Here is an 18,465-nt window from a genome sequence, read left to right as displayed (position 1 = left end):
GTATTAAAGTGCTTTAGTATTATCAATATAAAACTAACGCCTACTATGGTAGCCGTTTTGCTTTACAACTTTATGAGCCATAGTAGCCGCGTGTTCAGTATTTAACTCGTTTAGCCCATTGATGACACCTGCTATATTTTCTTCAACTTTGCCCTGACTCAGTTTAAACTGAGCCTGTACAGCTTCTATGGTTAGCTCAAACCCAATAATAGCGCGACACATAGTATCAATATAGGCAGCTGGCGCATCTTCTAATGACCAAGGACTATCTGATATAGTTTCCTGCTGTGAGGTCATTTTTCCTAACACCCACTTCAGTCTATCAGTATCTTCAATCAAATTAATGTCTGCTTGTATATGTATACTTTGATAGTTCCAGGTAGGCACTTCTTTATGCGTTTTAGCTTTGGTCGGATACCAATTAGGGCTGATGTAGTGTCCTGAGTCTTGAAAAATGATTAACCACGATGTAGACGCTAGAGCATTCTGATAAATTATATTTTTCCGAGCAAAGTGACCATAAAGCTTACCGTACTGAGAATGATCATTGTGCCAAAATAAAGGTATATGGCAGGCTTCAATACCATCGCTGGTTTGAGCGACCAATGTCGCTAAAGGATTGGCTGCTATAAAATCAATAATACTGTCAAAGTTATTTTCAGAAAAGTTTGTAGGGACGTGCATGGTACTCTCAACCTTATACTTTCAGTAGTAGTCAGTGAACCATCACAAAAATGATGGGTTACTTTAACAAAGATAGTTTTTAAAGTTAATGACACCACTGTTGTTCACAGGGGATACCATCGTTATTGCCATCCATTTTTGTATTAGGACAATATTGTATAAAGTAAGTCGCTTCTTCACATGACTTCATTTGTGAGCAATGCTGTCTGCCGTCACAAGAAAAGTTTGGCGTTGCTACTACTGGCGGAGCAGGTTGTGAATTGACTACTGAATTCAGTGCTGGGTCCGATGCTGAAGTTGGCTCTGAGTCAACGTACGTCGGCGGTATATCATCAAAGTCAGTAGACGTGAGGGCAGGAACAGTAGAAGCATCAGTTGTAAAATTGGTCGTGGTATTTTTAGGTTGAAGAAGTTTATAGCCGTAAAACGCTAGAATGACTAAAACCACGATAATCAATATCTTTTTCATGATCGCTTGATACCTATTCATAGCTGCTATGAATTAATGACCGTTATCAATTAAGAATTGCCATTAGTTAGAAACAGGCATGACACGCTATAATTCATGCCTGTTTTATACTATTTCAAAAACAGCTGATAGCCAATATTGTCATTGACCGTAGCACAGTCATAGCCGATATCGAGTAGGGCATCTTGTAGCAAGCGCGAGTTACTCTCAGACGCTTGCAAGCCAACCAAAACGCGACCTTCAGCGGCACCATGATTGCGATAATGGAATAAAGTGATATTAAAATCGTCGCCTAATTTTTCTAGGAAAGTTAACAGCGCACCAGGGCGTTCAGGAAAGGTGATCTTTAATAACTGCTCATTTTCTACATGGGCATGACCGCCAATCAGATGGCGAATATGCGACTTAGCGATATCATCATCCGTTAAATCGTGTGCCGCGTAGCCATCAGCTGCCAATTGGTCGCTGATAGTCTGGCGCTCTTTATCACCTTCTTTTAGCCCAATACCGACAAATATCGCAGCAGGTTCCATAGAGTCTGGTGATAGTTGATTGTCCGCACGGTAGTTAAATTCAGTGATATTACGACCATGTAGACTGCGGCAGAAGTTTAAGAAGGCACCCGTTTTCTCAGGGATAGTCACGGCAAAGATCGCTTCTTTTTTCTCACCAATCTCAGTACGCTCAGCGATATAACGTAAGCGGTCAAAGTTCATGTTCGCGCCACAGATAATACCCACACAGTTCTTATCTTGTATGTTATTAGCCTTGATATATTTTTTCATACCAGCGACTGATAACGCGCCAGCAGGCTCAACGATGCTACGATTTTCTTCAAAAATATCTTTGATAGCGGCGCAGACTTCATCGTTGCTACAAGTTACTACTTCAGGTTCAACAATCGGTCCTGAGTTATCACTTTTTTGGGTGCGAATCACCTCAAACGGCAGCTCGCCAATTTGTGCCACTGCTACGCCATCAACGAATAAGCCAACTTGTTCGAGTTTTACGCGCTCGCCAGCTTTAAGTGCCGCCTGTAGGCAAGCAGATTGTTCTGCTTCTACCGCGATAACTTTAACGTGTGGAGCCACTTCGCCTAGGAATGCCGCAATACCTGAGATAAGGCCACCGCCACCTACAGCAACGAAGACATAGTCCATATTGCGCCATTGCTGGGTCAGCTCAAGACCAATGGTGCCTTGACCGGCAATGACCAGCTCGTCATCGTATGGCGGTATAAACGTTAAGCCTTCACGCTCAGCAAGCTCAATGGCATAACGGTTGGCTTGATCGAAACTATCACCCTGTAGGTCAACATTGCCACCCAACGCTTTGACCGCATCGACCTTAATGTCAGGGGTGGTGGTGGGCATAACGATAATATTCTTTAGCGACAATTTTCGTGCTGAATAAGCAACACCTTGAGCATGATTACCGGCTGAAGCGCAGATAACACCGTGAGACTTTTGCTCGTCGCTCAATTGGCTGATACGGTTATAGGCCCCGCGCAATTTAAAGGAAAAAACGGGTTGTAAGTCTTCGCGTTTAAAACGAATGTCATTAGCAAAACGCTGGGTCAGCTTGGGTGCAGGCTCAAGTGGGGTTTGAATAGCAACGTCATAGACGGTGGCTTGCAAGATGGCTCGTACCCAATGTGACAGCATAACGACTCCTAATCTAGGTGATGAATAAATAGATGATGAATGAAGATAAAAACGAAATAGATTAGCCTATGCTGATTTTTGTCATCTTGCAAGGCGCAATTGCAATTTCCGTGGTCGTGTTCACGGTGGTTGTGATTTAATTAAAGCCTTTATAACGAAAAATGCATCCTAAAAATGAACAAAATAATGGCCAAATTAAAATTGGTGGCAGGCTGACATCTGTTATAGGCATCAGTTATAATGACCGCGCATTTTACCTCTTTTATATTGATAAGTTTGTCTTGCCAAGGATTTATGATGAGTGATCAGCACGCACAAAAGCAAGCCGCTGCCAAGGCTGCTCTACGCTATATCGAAGACGATATGATACTCGGTGTAGGGACGGGCAGTACTGTAAATTGTCTGATTGAGTTATTGCCAAAATTTAGACTTGCCGGTGCGGTTGCCAGCTCGCAGGTTACAGAAGATAAACTTCGTGCACTCGGTATCGAAATCGTCGATTTAAACTTTGCTGGTACGCTGGATGTTTATATAGATGGTGCAGATGAAGTAAATGAGCATTTGCAATTAATTAAAGGTGGTGGCGGGGCACTCACTCGCGAAAAAATTGTTGCAGCCGCGTCTAATAAATTTATATGTATGGTCGATGACAGTAAAATAGTTGAGTTTCTTGGGCGCGAGTTCCCTGTACCGATTGAGGTGTTACCACAAGCGCGCTCTTATGTGGCACGGCAGTTGGCGCAGCTCGGCGGTGAGCCCGTATATCGTGAAGATTTTGTCACCGATTATGGCAATGTTATTTTAGATACTTACGATTTAGACGTCAGCAATCCGCTTGAGCTTGAACAGCAATTGAATAATATCGTGGGGGTAGTATGTAATGGTATTTTTGCCGCCAATCAAGCCGATATTGTGTTAAAGGCAGGTAGTGATGGGGTAGAAACCTTAACGCGTTAAGATTAATTTGATATTTTAGCGTGACGGTTTTTGTATAGTAAAAAAGGCAGATTACAAATGGTAATCTGCCTTTTTTATGGTGTCAATTTTTACAATACTATCTTTAAACAACTCTCTTAAAATAACTTTTGCCCATAATAAACTTCAAATAAAATAGATACGGAACTATGCAGGCAACTTAATCTTGTCTTTTAATAAAAATTCCATTAGTGCCTTTTGTGCATGTAAGCGGTTTTCTGCCTCATCCCAGACTACAGAACGTGGGTCATCGAGCATATCGTGAGAAATTTCCTCTCCGCGGTGCGCAGGCAAGCAGTGCATAAAGACCACTTCCGGATCTGCTTTATCTAACAGTGACGGCGTGACTTGATAAGGCGCGAAACGGCGTGCACGGGTGCTTTGTTCTGACTCTTGTCCCATACTTGCCCACACGTCTGTGACAATCAAGTTGGAGTCTTTGGCTGCATCTTGTACGTTTTCGACTAAGCTGACACAGTGCGAGAAACGCTCCATAAGCGCAGGGTCTGGCTCGAAACCATAGGGTGCCGCTACGCGCAGCTCAAAGCCAAACTGATGCGCTGCTTGCATAAACGATGAGCACATATTATTACCATCACCGACCCAAGTGACGATTTTATTTTCGATACTACCGCGATGCTCGTAGTAGGTTTGCATATCAGCAAGCAGCTGGCAAGGATGGTAGTCGTCGGTTAGCGCATTGATAATCGGCACACTGGAATACTCAGCAAAGGTTTCAACTTTTTCGTGCCCAAAGGTACGAATCATAATAATGTCAACCATGCTCGATATCACGCGTGCTGAGTCCTCTAAAGGCTCACCGCGACCCAGCTGGGTGTCATTTGGCGATAGAAAAATAGCACTGCCGCCGAACTGACCCATACCGGTCTCAAACGATATGCGTGTACGGGTAGATGATTTTTCAAAAATCATACCCAGCGTACGGCCAACAAAGGGCTGATAAATTTCGCCAGCATGCTGCATCTTACGCAATTCACTTGCGCGTTTGATAAGAGCTTCTAGTTCTTGTTTGGTTAAATCAGATAAGGTCAAAAAATGGCGCAAACTCATAGCAGTCCTAGCAGTCGATCACAGTCAATGAAAAATGATACGTTATCAGCCGTCAATGGCGATCAGCGAGTAGCTATGCCGTGGTGACAACAAACTTTTAGTATAGCGTAATTACTTCCAATGTAAACGTCCAATTTTGACATGAGGAGTGAGTACTAGGACTTCGTTATTTGGATAAATTAGTTAAACTTGTTTGCGCTCTGGACGTGAGCTAAGGCGACACAGAAGCTCATAGCCAATAGTACCAGCATGAGCGGCCACTTCATCAACATGAGGCGCGCTGCCCCAAAGCACCACCTTACTATTTAGAGCAATATTTTCAGGTACTGCACTGATGTCTATAACAATCATATCCATTGCGACTCGACCACGAACCGGACAGGGATAGCTTTGGGTAGTACCATCATCAGTATTGGCATCGATGACAGAGACATAAGAATCGTCATTGATCACACGCGGATAACCGTCACCATAACCTATACTGATCAATGCCGTTCTGGTATCTTGTTGTGCAATCCAGCGGCTACCATAGCCAATAGCGTCGCTAGCTTTAACCGTTTGAAAGGCCATAATTTGCGCGCTAAAGTCCATCGCAGGCTGTAAATTTAAATCGTAAGCAGACTTATTATTGACCGGCGAGCTACCATATAACATGATGCCTGGACGTACCCAATCGTAGTGACTATCGGTAAAATTCACCAATCCTGCTGAATTACATAGTGATCCTCTAATATCTTGACTGACATTATCTCTTAGGACAGTGAGCATGTCAGCGAAGCGCTGTATTTGGATAGCATTTAACGGATGGTCGTGATCATCTGCATTGGCAAAATGAGTGGTAAGAATCAGTTGGTAGCCAGCATCATGAAGTTGATTTGCTGCCTGAATGACGTTCTCATCATTGAAACCCAAACGATTCATGCCGGTATTATATTTAAGCCATACTAGCCGTGTTGGGCTATTAGCTGACGGTACATTCTCTAACGCCCAATCTAGCTGCGGACGATGATGAATGACACAGCTGAATGACTGATCAATGGCTTGCTGCCATTCATTGGCACTAAAAACCCCTTCAACTAGGCCAATCGTTTTATCCCATCCTAGCTGCCGTGCTTCTAGCGCCTCATCAAAAGTTGCCACGCCGATACCGTCTGCCTGCTGTAGAGCTGGCAAGACCATAGCGACTCCATGACCATACGCGTTGGCTTTTACCATGGCTAAAATTTTAGCAGTAGGCGCAATTTTTTTGACTTGCATCAGGTTGTGGGTAAGGGCATTGGGGTTAATAGTGATAGTGGCGGTGCGCATAGTCAGCTTCTTTATTAGCAGAGTTTTAAAGCTACTGACCAGCCAAAGCTATTGTTATTAATAGCCGTTTGTTATCAGTAGCAATTTATCGTTAAAAGTTAATTATTTTTTTAAATATTAAGCACGCTCGCGCACTATTCATCATCAAAGGTAACGCCTTGATAGTATTCAGGCGTGAGGTTAATAAAGCGGGTAAACTGCCCCTCAAAACCCAAGCGTAATGTTCCGATAGGACCGTTACGTTGCTTACCGATAATAATCTCAGCCACGCCTTTGTGGTCTGAGTTTTCATTATAAACCTCGTCGCGATAGATAAACATAATCAAATCGGCATCCTGTTCAATAGCGCCAGACTCACGTAAATCTGACATAATCGGGCGCTTATTTGGGCGGTTTTCTAGACTACGGTTCAGCTGTGATAGGGCAATGACTGGACATTCAAGTTCACGTGCTAACGCCTTTAGACTACGAGAGATCTCAGAGATTTCTCCAACCCGGTTGGTATCAAGACCAGGGACTTTCATTAATTGTAGATAATCGACGATGATAGCACCCAACTTTCCATCATGATTTTTGGCGATACGGCGGCAGCGAGAACGCAGCTCTGATGGCGGTAGGGCAGTACTGTCATCGATATATAAATGCTTTGATTGCAGGTGTTGAATAGCATTCATCATTTTTGCCCATTCATCTTCGTTCATTTGCCCTGAGCGCAGATGGGTTTGATTAATCGCTCCCCAAGATGATAATAAACGCATAACAATTGATTCTGCCGGCATCTCCATAGAAAACACCACCACTGGTAGATCTTCATTGAATAAAATACCCTCCGCCAAGTTCATAGCAAAGGTGGTCTTACCCATAGAAGGACGAGCGGCGACAATAACTAGATCACCAGCTTGCAGCCCTTGAGTTTTATTATTTAGCTCGGCAAATGGGGTTTGCAGACCAATCATGCCATCAGGATTTGATTTAAGCTCTTGAATTTTATCGATGACGTTGGTCAATACTGAAGTAATGCCAACCGGCCCACGCTGCTCAGCGCGTTTATTATGCTGCTCATTGATACTGAATATTTTGGCTTCCACATTATCCAAAATATCACTGACGGTTTGATCTTTGGGATGATAAGCTAAAGTGAGCATATCATTGCCCGTAGTAATCAGCTGGCGCAAGGTAGACAGTTCACGTACGCGCTGAGCATAGGCGGTTAGGTTAAAGAGCGTCGCTGGGCTTTGGCTTAAGATATCGGCTAAATAACTGTCACCACCAGCACTTTTAAGAAGCTTTTGAGCTTCTAACCAGTCATGCACCATAACCGTATCATAAGGCTCATTAACTGCCGCCAAATGAGCGATAGCGTCGAAGATATATTGGTGCCGCCCCGCATAAAAGTCGTCTTTGGTGACGATGTCGGCAATCTTGTCATATGCCTCTTCAATACTCATCAAAGAAGCCAGCAACGCCTTTTCGATATCGATATTGTGTGGCGGTTGCTGATTGAGTAAGTCGTCGGTCTTGTCGGTGTCTGCCATGAGTGCCTAATTATTAAAAAAAGTCGGTATTCAGAAGTCGTTGTAAAAAATGCATTAAAATAAAACAGTTAAAAGAGTATGTCTAAAAAAAATAGTATGATTAAAAATATAAACAGAAAGTGAGCTGTACTTCTACGATAGAGGTACCAAAACGTGGCTTCATCGCTCGCCAGTAAATGCTACAATCAAAAGCGAAAGTTTAACACATTATGTGCTTTTTTCGGACGCTATCAGCAACTATCTATGTATCCGCCAGTCTCTTAATAGATATGAATAGCGAATAAAATGATGCACTAAAAAGTCATAAATATAATAAGAAATATAATAAAATCTGATATTTATAATATGAGTAAGGACAGTTTGACTATGCAAAAACTACCTCTTCTTATCACCACTGGTGAGCCTGCGGGCATCGGTATGGACGTGGTGCTACTACTGGCACAAGCCGGTAAGTTACAAGATTTTTCGCGACCAATTTGGGTGACCGCTGATGCCGCTGCCATGCAAGCGCGAGTAGATGAGTTGGTCGCCGCTGGTGTGTTAACGAGCAAACTATCTTGGCAAACAGCAGATGCACAAATAGATGCTGACGATTTTATAGGGCATATATCACAGCAGTTTGCTGTCACTAATGATGATAATAGCCCTGCGTTTATTTTACTTGATATTCCTTGTGGTGCTCCTGTGGTCGCTGGTCATATTGATATTAATAATGCGCTAATGGTTGCGCAGCAATTAGAAATCGCCCATCAGCTTGCGTCAAATAACACTGTGGCCGCTATAATAACCGGACCACTACAAAAATCTGCGCTGATTGATGCCGATATCAAGCTGTTAGATGGCACTATGTTTAGCGGTCATACGGAATTTTTTATGCAGCAAAGTGGCCGTGATAAAGTAGTAATGATGCTGGCCAACCCAGCCATGAAAGTCGCCTTAGTGACCACTCATTTGGCTCTAAAAGATGTGCCCGCGGCTATCACTGCAGATAATGTACGCCAGACGGTACAAATTGTGCTCGATGATATGCGCTCAAAATTTGGTTTGACTCAACCGTGCATTTTAGTTTGTGGTCTTAATCCGCATGCTGGCGAGGGTGGGCATTTGGGCACGGAAGAGATTGAAATTATCAACCCTGTGTTACAAGAATTTATCGCAGCAGGGGTAGATATCTCGGAGGCGATGCCCGCTGATACACTATTCACGCCCAGACATTTGGAGAATTGTGATGCAGTCATTGCGATGTATCATGATCAAGGATTGCCGGTACTTAAGTCGCATGGTTTTGGTGATACGGTTAATCTAACCTTAGGATTGCCTTATATTCGAACGTCTGTAGATCATGGCACGGCGCTTGATTTGGCGGGTCGCGGCGGCGCCAGTGCTACTAGCTTATACCAAGCGTTAGTTATGGCGAATGAAATGGCAGATAAGGCTTTTGCTCATTAGAATACGGTACTTATAATCATTGATTTATTTTGAAAAGAATACAGTGCTGCTAGGATAAATTGTTTGAAGCCTCTGGAGTTGAGACGCCGCACAGCAAGCGAGGAAAATTTGTACCAGTAGCACGTTATAATACTTGTGCCATTTTTATTTTGAACGGACTACATTTTTCAACCTACAAGACAATGCAAAATGCAGGCTAATTATAAGCTGTGATATAATTTAAAAATATAAAACCATTCTCTTACTGCTTTATTAGCGGTATTTACTATTTTATTGTTTATTAATTAAGAATCCTTTATGTCTAAACCTTCGTTTGACGCCGAAACCTTATCTGCCAGCTTGCGAGCTGCCAAACACCAGCCACGCAAACGCTTTGGACAAAATTTCTTGCATGATCGCAGTGTTATTCGTGAAATTGTCGATAGTATTCATTTGAGTCGTGATGAAAACCTAATAGAAATTGGTCCCGGTATGGGGGCATTGACTGAACCTTTATTAGCTGAAGTCGACGCTATGACTGTCATTGAGCTTGATCGCGATTTAGCAGATAGCTTACGCATTCGTATCGGTGCCAACAGCCATCCTAACTTTACGATTATCAAAGCCAACGCCATGAACGTTGATTATCGCGAGCTATATAGCCCTGAGCGTGGCAAGCTACGCGTGGTGGGCAATCTACCGTATAATATCTCTACGCCAATACTGTTTCATTTGCTTAGTTATGCTGATGTCATTCAAGACATGCACTTTATGTTACAAAAGGAAGTAGTAGAGCGTATTACCGCCGACGTTGGCAGCAAAATCTATGGTCGTCTGTCAGTCATAATGCAATATCATTGTGATACCGATTATTTATTGACCGTACCAAGAGGTGCTTTTAACCCACCGCCCAAAGTGACTAGTGCGGTCTTTCGCCTTACCCCGCATATTGATAAGCCAATAGTGGCAGAAGATGAGCAGCATTTTGCACTCATAGTACGTGAGACCTTTAACCATCGCCGCAAAACCCTGCGCGCTATTTTTAAGAAATCGACGTTGCTACCCACACTAAGCGAAGACGATTTTGCAGCCTGTGGTATCGATCCACAAGCACGTCCGGAAACGTTGAGTGTTAGCGATTTTGTGAATTTAAGCAACCAAGTGCGTCATTTAGAAGTAGAGAGCTAAATTATATTTATTATCGATAAACGCTATCCGTATCTCTAGCGTCGATTGTTTTCAATAAATATTTCTTTATTGACTTATCTTTCAATAATAATTATCAAGTCTTAGCAACAGAGGCATTATGAGTTTTCGTCATCAATACGTCATCGGTGATTTGCAAGGTTGCTATGGCGCGTATCGTCAATTACTTAAGACCTTGGATTTTGATCCGACTCAAGACAAGTTATGGTTTGCCGGTGATTTAGTGGCACGCGGTGAAGACTCACTAAATACCTTGCGCGATGTTAAAGCGTTATGTGAGCAAGGGGCTGCAGCAACTGTTTTGGGCAATCATGATTTAAATTTACTCGCGGTATGGCGCGGGGCGACTAAAATTAAGAAAAAAGACAAGACGGCCCCGATTTTTGCTGCTGAAGATAGCGAAGAATTATTACAGTGGTTACGCCACCAGCCGATATTGGCTTACCCCGATACCCATACGATATTGGTGCATGCGGGTATCCCGCCACATTGGAGCATTGAGGCAGCAGCAGATTACGCACTGCAGTTGGAGGCACAGCTGCAAGGCAGTTTATATCAGCTTGATCGGATACTGCCACACTTATATAGCAAAACGGTCGATGATTGGCATGCCGGTATTAATGGTTTTACCAAAATACGGGCAATTGCTAATTATTTTACCCGCATGCGGCTATGCAAACAGGATGGCACACTGGAGTTTAGCTTTACCGCCAGTCTCGATGAGGTGATGCCGGATGACTTTGCGCCATGGTTTGAATGGCAAGTGCCACGCGAGCGTAAGATATTGTTTGGACATTGGGCGGCCCTTAAAGGTGAAGTTGATCTGCCACACGCTCGCGCACTTGATGGGGGCTGCGTCTGGGGTAACTATCTATTGGCTTACCGATTAAGTGACGGTGAAGTTATCACTTCCAGTGCGCATTGTCCTACGCCCTAGTAAAATTTGTTCATTTCGAGACTGTTTATTTCAAGATTATTTAACCTGGCTCGTTTTAAGTAAAAAATATAAGTCGCCGTCTTACTACTCTAACTGGGTAGGTTGGGCGGCTTTTTGGGTTTAGGAAGTGGCGTTTTGGCATCTCCAGTAGCTTTATTATCAGAGCTATCATGACTACTATCAGAGCCCTCATGACTGCTATTATTTTTGCCACTATCAGTTGTTCCAAGCGTTTTGGTGGCCTTATCATATTGAATGTCATCAGTGTAGGGTACGCTGTTGAGCTCTTCATCTACTAGCCCATCGTCAAGATCGATTATGTTTTTGGATGAGGCGTTAGATAACGTAGTGTGAGCTGCTTGTCCTACGCTGACATCATTACCTTGAGGTTTATTGTCGTAGTAGATGTCCGTTGTGGCGGCTTGCATGGACTCAGGCAATATTTTTATATCAGATAAGCGTCTGACGACGTAATTATTAGGTATTGCCTTGCCGTCTTTTTGTGCTGAGCTGTCCTCAAAAATCATATGTCCTTGGCTATCGATACGCGCGTATTTCATGGGATTATCGCGTGGCCAGAAAAAATCGGACGGATGATGAATAATATGGCCAAAGACGAGCTTGGTGAGCCGACTCCATTCAAAGAATCTAACTTCTTTAGAACGCAATGCTACAAATAGGGCAAGCGAAAAGCTTACCATCAAGTTGACGATACCAATAAGCGCGACTCCAAGGAAGGATAATAAAATGATTTCCCAACTCATTTGTGTGGCTGATAGGTTAAACAGTCCGTGCGCCAAGTTTGCCGAAGCAAAAGCAATGTGACGAATATCAATTGGTAGGCCAAATAAGTAACCGATAGTAGCGGTACTGCCTAAGAATACCCCAAATAAAAAGTTGCCCATGATCGCGCCAAGATTGGCTTCTATAAAGCCGCCCAAACGCTGAAGCCATGATTTGGGTAATAAATATTGCAGTAACCGATGTCGTTGAATTCGCGCACCAATTTGATTGTAAACCGCCAAATTATCATAGTAGCCGGCAATAAGACCAGATAAGAACAGATAAACCCCCGCAATGGCCGCGTGCGGTAGCGCTAATGAGCGAAAGGGATCTAAATCATGGAGAAGGTGGCCCGCCTTAACCGGATCAATCATGGGCGTACCCGTATACTGCAGCCATGCAAAAGAGATCATCAGTGCCACCGGTATGGCCAGCATAACATTGCCCATAATAGCGATGAATTGGGTGCGCAAGATATCGACCATCAGCTCTGACAACTTGGTGAGCTGATGTGATTTTTTACCCGAGCTGTCTGAGATGGTTGAGGCGATAGCAGCGGCAGTCATTGCCGGCTGTTTAGTTGCCACCGTACCGTGAATGACGTGGATAAAAACGAAGCCCAAACCATAAATCATACTGTTTATAAAAGCTCGGCCCATTGGTGCAAGCGCTAAATGATAAGCCAATATTTTAATAGTGGCCATAAAAGCAATCACAAACCCACCAATAGAAGCTTTTTTAAACATTTTTTGGTAGCCAGCTTTATCGGTACTGATATAGTGTTCACCAACGCGGCTGGCGTTTTCGGTCACTTTACGTGAGAGTAGTTTGGTATTATTATCAATCAAGTAACCAATGCTATAAAGACGATTAGCAGACGTGATCAGCGCCTGAATAAGCTCAATCACTGCGCGATCACGTTGTTGAGAGTTATCTGAAACCAGCTGAGTTAAGATACGCATGCGCTGCAAGCTTTGATCGAGACGCAGCATCATATTGGTCAGGCGAATGGAAATACCGGTTTTATAAATACGTTTGCGCACGGTGGCGACGATATCTTCACATTGCTCCAACATGACTAACAAAGGTGCCGGGTTGACCGCTTGTTCAGGCGTAATGTCAGTTAAATTATCTAGCTCGTGCGTTTGTCGATATTGATTAACAAATAAAACGGCTTCTTGGTTTTGTGCCACAAAAGACGCTGAGTAGTTTAATATTTGCGGGTAAGCTTCCATCAAATCAGGATGTAGTCCGATACCACTGATACGATAAGATAAAATAACAATAGCGTTCAAAATACTATTTTTTGCCGTGGCGACTAGATATAGATGTTGTTCTCTGACTTGAAGTAATTCAACTAAAGCATCCCACTTTTCTTTTTCGATGTTAGCCAGCCAGCGCTCATCAGAGCGCTTATCGAATAAATATCCTACTAGCTCAACGACCGAGTCATCTTGTGGCAGTAGCGGTAAAAATCGATGCCCGATTAAGCGGCGCAGGCTACTAAAAAATCCCTCATCTGACATGATGCCAGTATCAGTATACAGCGCAATTTGGCGATATTGGATAATCAGCTTTAATACAAAGCTGGCAAGTCCATCACCATATTCTGGGTGTTGACGTAAGATATCAATAAGGGTTTGGAGATTTTCATTGGCTAAAACAGGCTCCTTATCAGTCACTCGCAGCTCATCAATCAAGCGTTTGAGAACCGAAGGATCGGGTACATCACTTAAGGCAGTAATCTGCTGTAAAATGCGTTTCATTTCTGACACATCGTACCCTTTATTGTGGTTGTTCGAATATTGGTTGTTTTTTTTGGATATCTAAAATGACTTAACCAGATAGCGGCATATTTAGCTGTTACTAAAAGTCAAAAGCTAGCCCGCTGTTATTTTAATCTGAACAGCGTGTCGATGGTCAATTATTTTGTTAGTAATTGATTTCAAGAGGTAGTTTCAGTAAAAAAGTATTGGGCAATAAAAAAGGACAGTAGTGAACTGTCCTCTTTATCGTTGTATTAGGGATGGTTTAGCAGATGATTAGCTAACAGCGACATTAAAGTAATCAAGATCAAAGTTCATCATTGGATCGCTACCGGCTTGGACCATTTGCGCATGAGCATCAATACGTGGTAGCACACGACCGACAAAGTAGTCAGCAAGCTTGGCTTTATTAGTATAAAACTCGCCTTCTTTACCATCAGCAGCTTCTACCATCATGGCAAACATGTACGAGTAGCACAGATAGCCGAACGCATGCATGTAGTCAACCGCGCAGCCATTAATCTCATTCTTACGCGTACTGATATTAGCAAGAACCGTCTTAGTTAACTCTTCAACTGTATCCGCAGCACCTAATGTTGCTTGCTTGATACCATGGTCTGCTTGCATGGAGTCAATATAATCACGAATTTCACCTAAGAAGTTGGTGACATATTTACCATCATTACGAGCCACTTTACGACCCAGTAAGTCAAGCGCCTGAATACCATTCGCGCCTTCATAAATTTGGGCGATACGGGTATCACGAACGATTTGCTCCATACCCCATTCGCGGACATAGCCATGACCACCAAAGACTTGCTGGCAATCAATAGTCGCTTCTAAGGCTTTGTCGGTTAAGAATGCCTTAGCCACTGGCGTTAATAGGGCCACCCGGGCAGCGGCAATTTGAGCCGCTTCAGGATCGGTACTGAACTTTTCAGCATCGAGTTGTTTGGCCACATACATAGCAAAGCAGCGTGATGCTTCAGAGTTAACCTTAGCGTTTAATAGCATACGGCGGACATCAGCATGGTGAACGATGGCATCAGCAGGCTTTTCAGGGCTTTGAAATTGCGTATCGCTACGACCTTGAGCACGATCAACGGCATACAGTGCGGCATTTTGATAAGCAAGCTCGGAGCCACCAAGACCTTGAAGACCCATAGTCACGCGCTCGTAGTTCATCATAATGAACATAGAAGACAGACCTGTGTTTTCAGCCCCAACCAACCAGCCTTTGGCATTATCAAAGTTCATGACACAAGTAGCGGAGGCCTTGATGCCCATTTTATGCTCAATTGAACCTGCTGCTAGCGTATTACGCTCACCTAAGCTGCCATCTTCATTGACCAAAAACTTTGGCACAACAAACAGCGAAATGCCTTTAGAACCAGCGGGTGCATCTGGAGTTTTTGCCAAGACTAAATGAATAATGTTTTCAGTTAAGTCGTGCTCACCACCAGTAATAAAGATTTTGGTGCCCGAAATGTCGAAGCTACCATCGCCATTAGGCTCTGCTTTGGTTTTGATAATACCCAAATCAGTACCAGCATGAGGCTCAGTCAAACACATCGTACCTGACCATTCACCAGAATACATTTTTTCCAAATAGGTTTTCTTTTGTTCTTCTGAGGCGGCGGCATTCAAACATAGGGTTGCACCGACCGTAAGGTTGGGGTACAAAGCAAACGATTGGTTGGTGGTAAAGATCATTTCTTCAGTCAACATAGTGACCATTTTCGGGAAGCCTTGTCCACCGTACTCAGGATTACCGCCAAGACCAACCCAGCCTGATTCCGCATATTGGTTGTAAGCTTCTTTAAAGCCTTCAGGAGTAGTGACTACACCGTCGCCTTGGAAGGTTGCGCCTTCTTCGTCGCCGCTACGGTTAATAGGCAGTAGAACGTTTTTGGATAATTTTGCCATTTCTTCTAAAATCATATCGACAGTTTCCATATCGACATGAGACAAATTATCATTATTTTGCCAAAACTCATGAGCTTTGAAAACGTCTGTTAAGATGAAACGCATGTCATTAAGAGGGGCATTATAGACAGACATAAATATTCCTTATTGTTCTATATGGATAAAAGTGAATCGGTTTATCTATTATTGCTAAAGCTAAAAATAGTACTAAAGCGGTTAGATGGTACTAAAGAAATAAACACGCTAAATAATAGGGTTGATCGTAGTACTTGTTATTTATTGATAATGTACGATTTATCGGTAATGTCATGGTAATGATGTGACATATGCTAACTGTTACACTAATTTTATCATTGTAAACATGATAAGCGATAAATAAAGTTTAGCAAATTAGCGCCCAATCTTGTGTATTTCTTCGTGAATTACGCGTACACCAAAAGTTGCGTAGCGCCCTTGTAGTATTTAAATAGAACTTAAATAGCCTACTTATAATTCAAGATTGGCTAATCAAGACCTATTAATAACAGACGGGTAAACAAGTGTAAATAAATACATTATAAGAGACAGCTGGTTCTAAGAGTTTGACCTAACGCCTAAAATAAAATCGGCAACATACCTGAGTATGTTGCCGATTATTAGTTAGTCTTTATTAAATCGATCAGTCAAAAGTTGAAACGCTTGGTTAAAAAGAAAATTGATCAACGTCCATACTCATGTAGGGCTCAACGCCAGTGCCGATACGCTGTACGTGGGTGGTAGTACGTGGCAATAACTTAGCAAAATAGAACTGCGCTGTTTTTAATTTGGCATCGTAAAACGCTTGTTCGCTACTACCGTTTGCAATTTCGGTTTGAGCGATCAATGCCATACGTGCCCATAAGTAGGCAAGAGTCACATAACCACTAAAGTACATATAATCGACAGCTGCGCCGCCTACTGCTTCAGGGTTTTCAGCCGCTTGCTTGCCGATATCTGTGGTCAGATCGGTCCATTCTTTGACATGTTTGATAAGAGGACGGGTAAATGGGCCCATCTCATCATTGTCTTTATTGTCTTCACAGAATTGTTCAATAACGGTGGTGAAATTCGCAAGCAGTTTGCCTTGTGAGCCCAATACTTTGCGTCCGATCAAGTCGAGTGCTTGAATTTGAGTCGTGCCCTCATAAATACAACCAATAGTCGTATCACGGACATTTTGCTCCATACCATACTCAACACAAAAGCCGCTACCGCCCAATGCTTGAACGCCGTGGTTGGCAGACTCAAGACCGGTTTCGGTCAAGAAGGCTTTACCAATGGGGGTAAGCAGCGACAGCATTTGATCCGCGTATTTGCGGGCATCGCCTTCACCTTTAGCAACCGTATCAGCAAACTGAGACATATAACCGATCAATGCACGGCCACCTTCAGCAAATGCTTTAGTGGTTAATAACATATCGCGGACTGCTGGATGCACGATGATAGGGTCGGCAGGTTTTTCAGGGAATTTAGCGCCATCTAAAGAACGGAATGCTAAGCGTTCTTTGGCAAAAGCCAATGCTCCTTGAAAGGCGTACTGAGAGGCGGTAACCCCTTGGATGGAGGTGCCGATTCGTGCCACATTCATAAAGGTGAACATGTATTTTAGACCACGGTTCTCTTCACCGATTAAATAGCCGGCTGCCCCGTCATAGTTGATTACGCAAGTGGCTGAGGCTTTGATGCCCATTTTGTGCTCAATAGAGCCACAAGAAACCGCATTACGCTCGCCTAAACTGCTGTCCTCGTTGACCATGAATTTTGGTACAACAAATAAAGACAAGCCTTTGGTGCCTGCTGGTGCATCTGGCGTGCGCGCCAAAACAATATGGATAATATTATCAGACATGTCGTGCTCGCCTGCAGAAATCCAGATTTTACCGCCTGTAATTTTATAGGTGCCATCATCGTTAGGTTCCGCTTTGGTGCGGACCAAGTTTAGATCAGAGCCACATTGTGGTTCAGTCAAACACATCACGCCTGTCCATTCGCCTGCGACCAGTTTAGGCAAATACTTGTGTTTTTGCTCGTCAGTACCATGATGCTCAAGAGTGGAGACACAGCCTTCTGAAAGTCCTGGATACATACCAAACGACCAGTTAGCAGTACCCACAAACTCAGAAAGAGCTGAGTTTAGAGACATGGGCATGGCCTGACCACCGAATTCTTCATCAGCTGTTAAAGACGTGAACCCAAGCTCACAGTACTGCTTATAGGCTTCTTTAAACCCTTTAGGGGTAGTAACTTCACCATCATTAAAATGACAGCCTTCAGCATCACCGCTCATATTCAGTGGTGACAGCTCATTTTCAGCAAAACTTGCTGCAGCTTCTAGGTAACTGTCTACAATATCCGCTTCAATATGAGAAAAAGCATCCATAGTTTGGTAATGTGCAGTGCTGTTTAAAAGCTCATGCATGACAAATTTCATATCACGTAGCGGCGCTTTATATTGCATACTTCCTGTCCTTTTTTAGAATATGAACGATAGCGAAACAATGATTGCTACTATTATCTAGCAGCTAAGTCGTATTTACGGTTGCCTGATTTGTCTTAACTAATTTTTTCATTAATGACAGACAGTGACAAAGACTATTGGAGATATCGGTCATATTGGATTTAGATAACGTTTAAAAGAGTTAAATATAATGACTGTTAAGGCCTGCTTAATATTTAGCTGGTCTCAATGAATTCA

General features: G+C 43.1%; 12 protein-coding genes and 1 pseudogene. 4 read left to right on the top strand and 9 right to left on the bottom strand.

What is annotated here, in order from left to right; translation table 11 throughout:
- Nucleotides 1-33 precede the first annotated feature (33 nt).
- The 3 genes and pseudogenes from JMX97_RS06490 to ilvA all read right to left on the bottom strand — a co-directional run bounded on the left by JMX97_RS06490 (nt 34) and on the right by ilvA (nt 2,817).
- Entirely contained in the window at nt 34-684 is a 651-nt protein-coding gene (locus tag JMX97_RS06490; RefSeq protein ID WP_201556326.1) for an FMN-binding negative transcriptional regulator, read from the bottom strand.
- 85 nt (nt 685-769) lie between these two features.
- Nucleotides 770-934: pseudogene (locus tag JMX97_RS14005) on the bottom strand (excalibur calcium-binding domain-containing protein); the annotation flags it as partial.
- Between the two features lie 329 nt (nt 935-1,263).
- Nucleotides 1,264-2,817, bottom strand: a complete 1,554-nt coding sequence (ilvA, locus tag JMX97_RS06480) for a threonine ammonia-lyase, biosynthetic (protein ID WP_201556324.1) — start codon at nt 2,815-2,817, stop codon at nt 1,264-1,266.
- A gap of 297 nt (nt 2,818-3,114) precedes the next feature.
- On the opposite strand from ilvA, the gene rpiA reads away from it, so the two are divergent.
- On the top strand, nt 3,115-3,774 hold the full coding sequence (rpiA, locus tag JMX97_RS06475; RefSeq protein WP_201556323.1) for a ribose-5-phosphate isomerase RpiA: 660 nt from the start codon (nt 3,115-3,117) through the stop codon (nt 3,772-3,774).
- A 165-nt stretch (nt 3,775-3,939) separates the two neighbouring features.
- Here rpiA and argF read toward each other — a convergent pair whose 3' ends face one another.
- The 3 genes from argF to dnaB form a co-directional block, all read right to left on the bottom strand.
- Nucleotides 3,940-4,863 (bottom strand): ornithine carbamoyltransferase, encoded by a 924-nt coding sequence (argF, locus tag JMX97_RS06470; protein ID WP_201556322.1) that lies wholly within the window; start codon nt 4,861-4,863, stop codon nt 3,940-3,942.
- A gap of 183 nt (nt 4,864-5,046) precedes the next feature.
- Nucleotides 5,047-6,171 carry an alanine racemase gene (alr, locus tag JMX97_RS06465; RefSeq protein ID WP_201556321.1) on the bottom strand — a complete coding sequence of 375 codons (1,125 nt, stop codon included), beginning with the start codon at nt 6,169-6,171 and terminating at the stop codon, nt 5,047-5,049.
- A 134-nt stretch (nt 6,172-6,305) separates the two neighbouring features.
- Nucleotides 6,306-7,706, bottom strand: coding sequence for a replicative DNA helicase (gene dnaB / locus JMX97_RS06460; RefSeq protein ID WP_201556320.1), 1,401 nt, complete (start codon nt 7,704-7,706; stop codon nt 6,306-6,308).
- 366 nt (nt 7,707-8,072) lie between these two features.
- Between dnaB and pdxA the strand changes: the two genes are divergently transcribed.
- The 3 genes from pdxA (at nt 8,073) to JMX97_RS06445 (ending at nt 11,277) form a co-directional block, all read left to right on the top strand.
- The gene (pdxA, locus tag JMX97_RS06455) at nt 8,073-9,155 is read left to right on the top strand and encodes a 4-hydroxythreonine-4-phosphate dehydrogenase PdxA (protein ID WP_201556319.1); all 1,083 of its coding nucleotides are present in this window, start codon (nt 8,073-8,075) and stop codon (nt 9,153-9,155) included.
- 297 nt (nt 9,156-9,452) lie between these two features.
- Entirely contained in the window at nt 9,453-10,322 is an 870-nt protein-coding gene (gene rsmA / locus JMX97_RS06450; protein ID WP_201556318.1) for a 16S rRNA (adenine(1518)-N(6)/adenine(1519)-N(6))-dimethyltransferase RsmA, read from the top strand.
- Between the two features lie 118 nt (nt 10,323-10,440).
- Nucleotides 10,441-11,277 carry a symmetrical bis(5'-nucleosyl)-tetraphosphatase gene (locus JMX97_RS06445; protein WP_201556317.1) on the top strand — a complete coding sequence of 279 codons (837 nt, stop codon included), beginning with the start codon at nt 10,441-10,443 and terminating at the stop codon, nt 11,275-11,277.
- Nucleotides 11,278-11,366: 89 nt separating this feature from the next.
- Here JMX97_RS06445 and JMX97_RS06440 read toward each other — a convergent pair whose 3' ends face one another.
- The 3 genes from JMX97_RS06440 to JMX97_RS06430 form a co-directional block, all read right to left on the bottom strand.
- On the bottom strand, nt 11,367-13,835 hold the full coding sequence (locus JMX97_RS06440; protein WP_201556316.1) for a site-specific recombinase: 2,469 nt from the start codon (nt 13,833-13,835) through the stop codon (nt 11,367-11,369).
- Between the two features lie 267 nt (nt 13,836-14,102).
- A complete protein-coding gene (locus JMX97_RS06435) occupies nt 14,103-15,887 on the bottom strand; it encodes an acyl-CoA dehydrogenase C-terminal domain-containing protein (protein WP_201556315.1) in 1,785 nt (594 codons plus the stop codon).
- 547 nt (nt 15,888-16,434) lie between these two features.
- On the bottom strand, nt 16,435-18,228 hold the full coding sequence (locus JMX97_RS06430) for an acyl-CoA dehydrogenase C-terminal domain-containing protein (RefSeq protein WP_201556314.1): 1,794 nt from the start codon (nt 18,226-18,228) through the stop codon (nt 16,435-16,437).
- Nucleotides 18,229-18,465 lie beyond the last annotated feature (237 nt).

The sequence above is a fragment of the Psychrobacter sp. 72-O-c genome (assembly GCF_904846605.1).
Lineage (GTDB): Bacteria > Pseudomonadota > Gammaproteobacteria > Pseudomonadales > Moraxellaceae > Psychrobacter.
The sequence above is the reverse complement of the archived record's forward strand: the minus strand, read 5'-3'. Positions and strand labels throughout refer to the sequence as shown.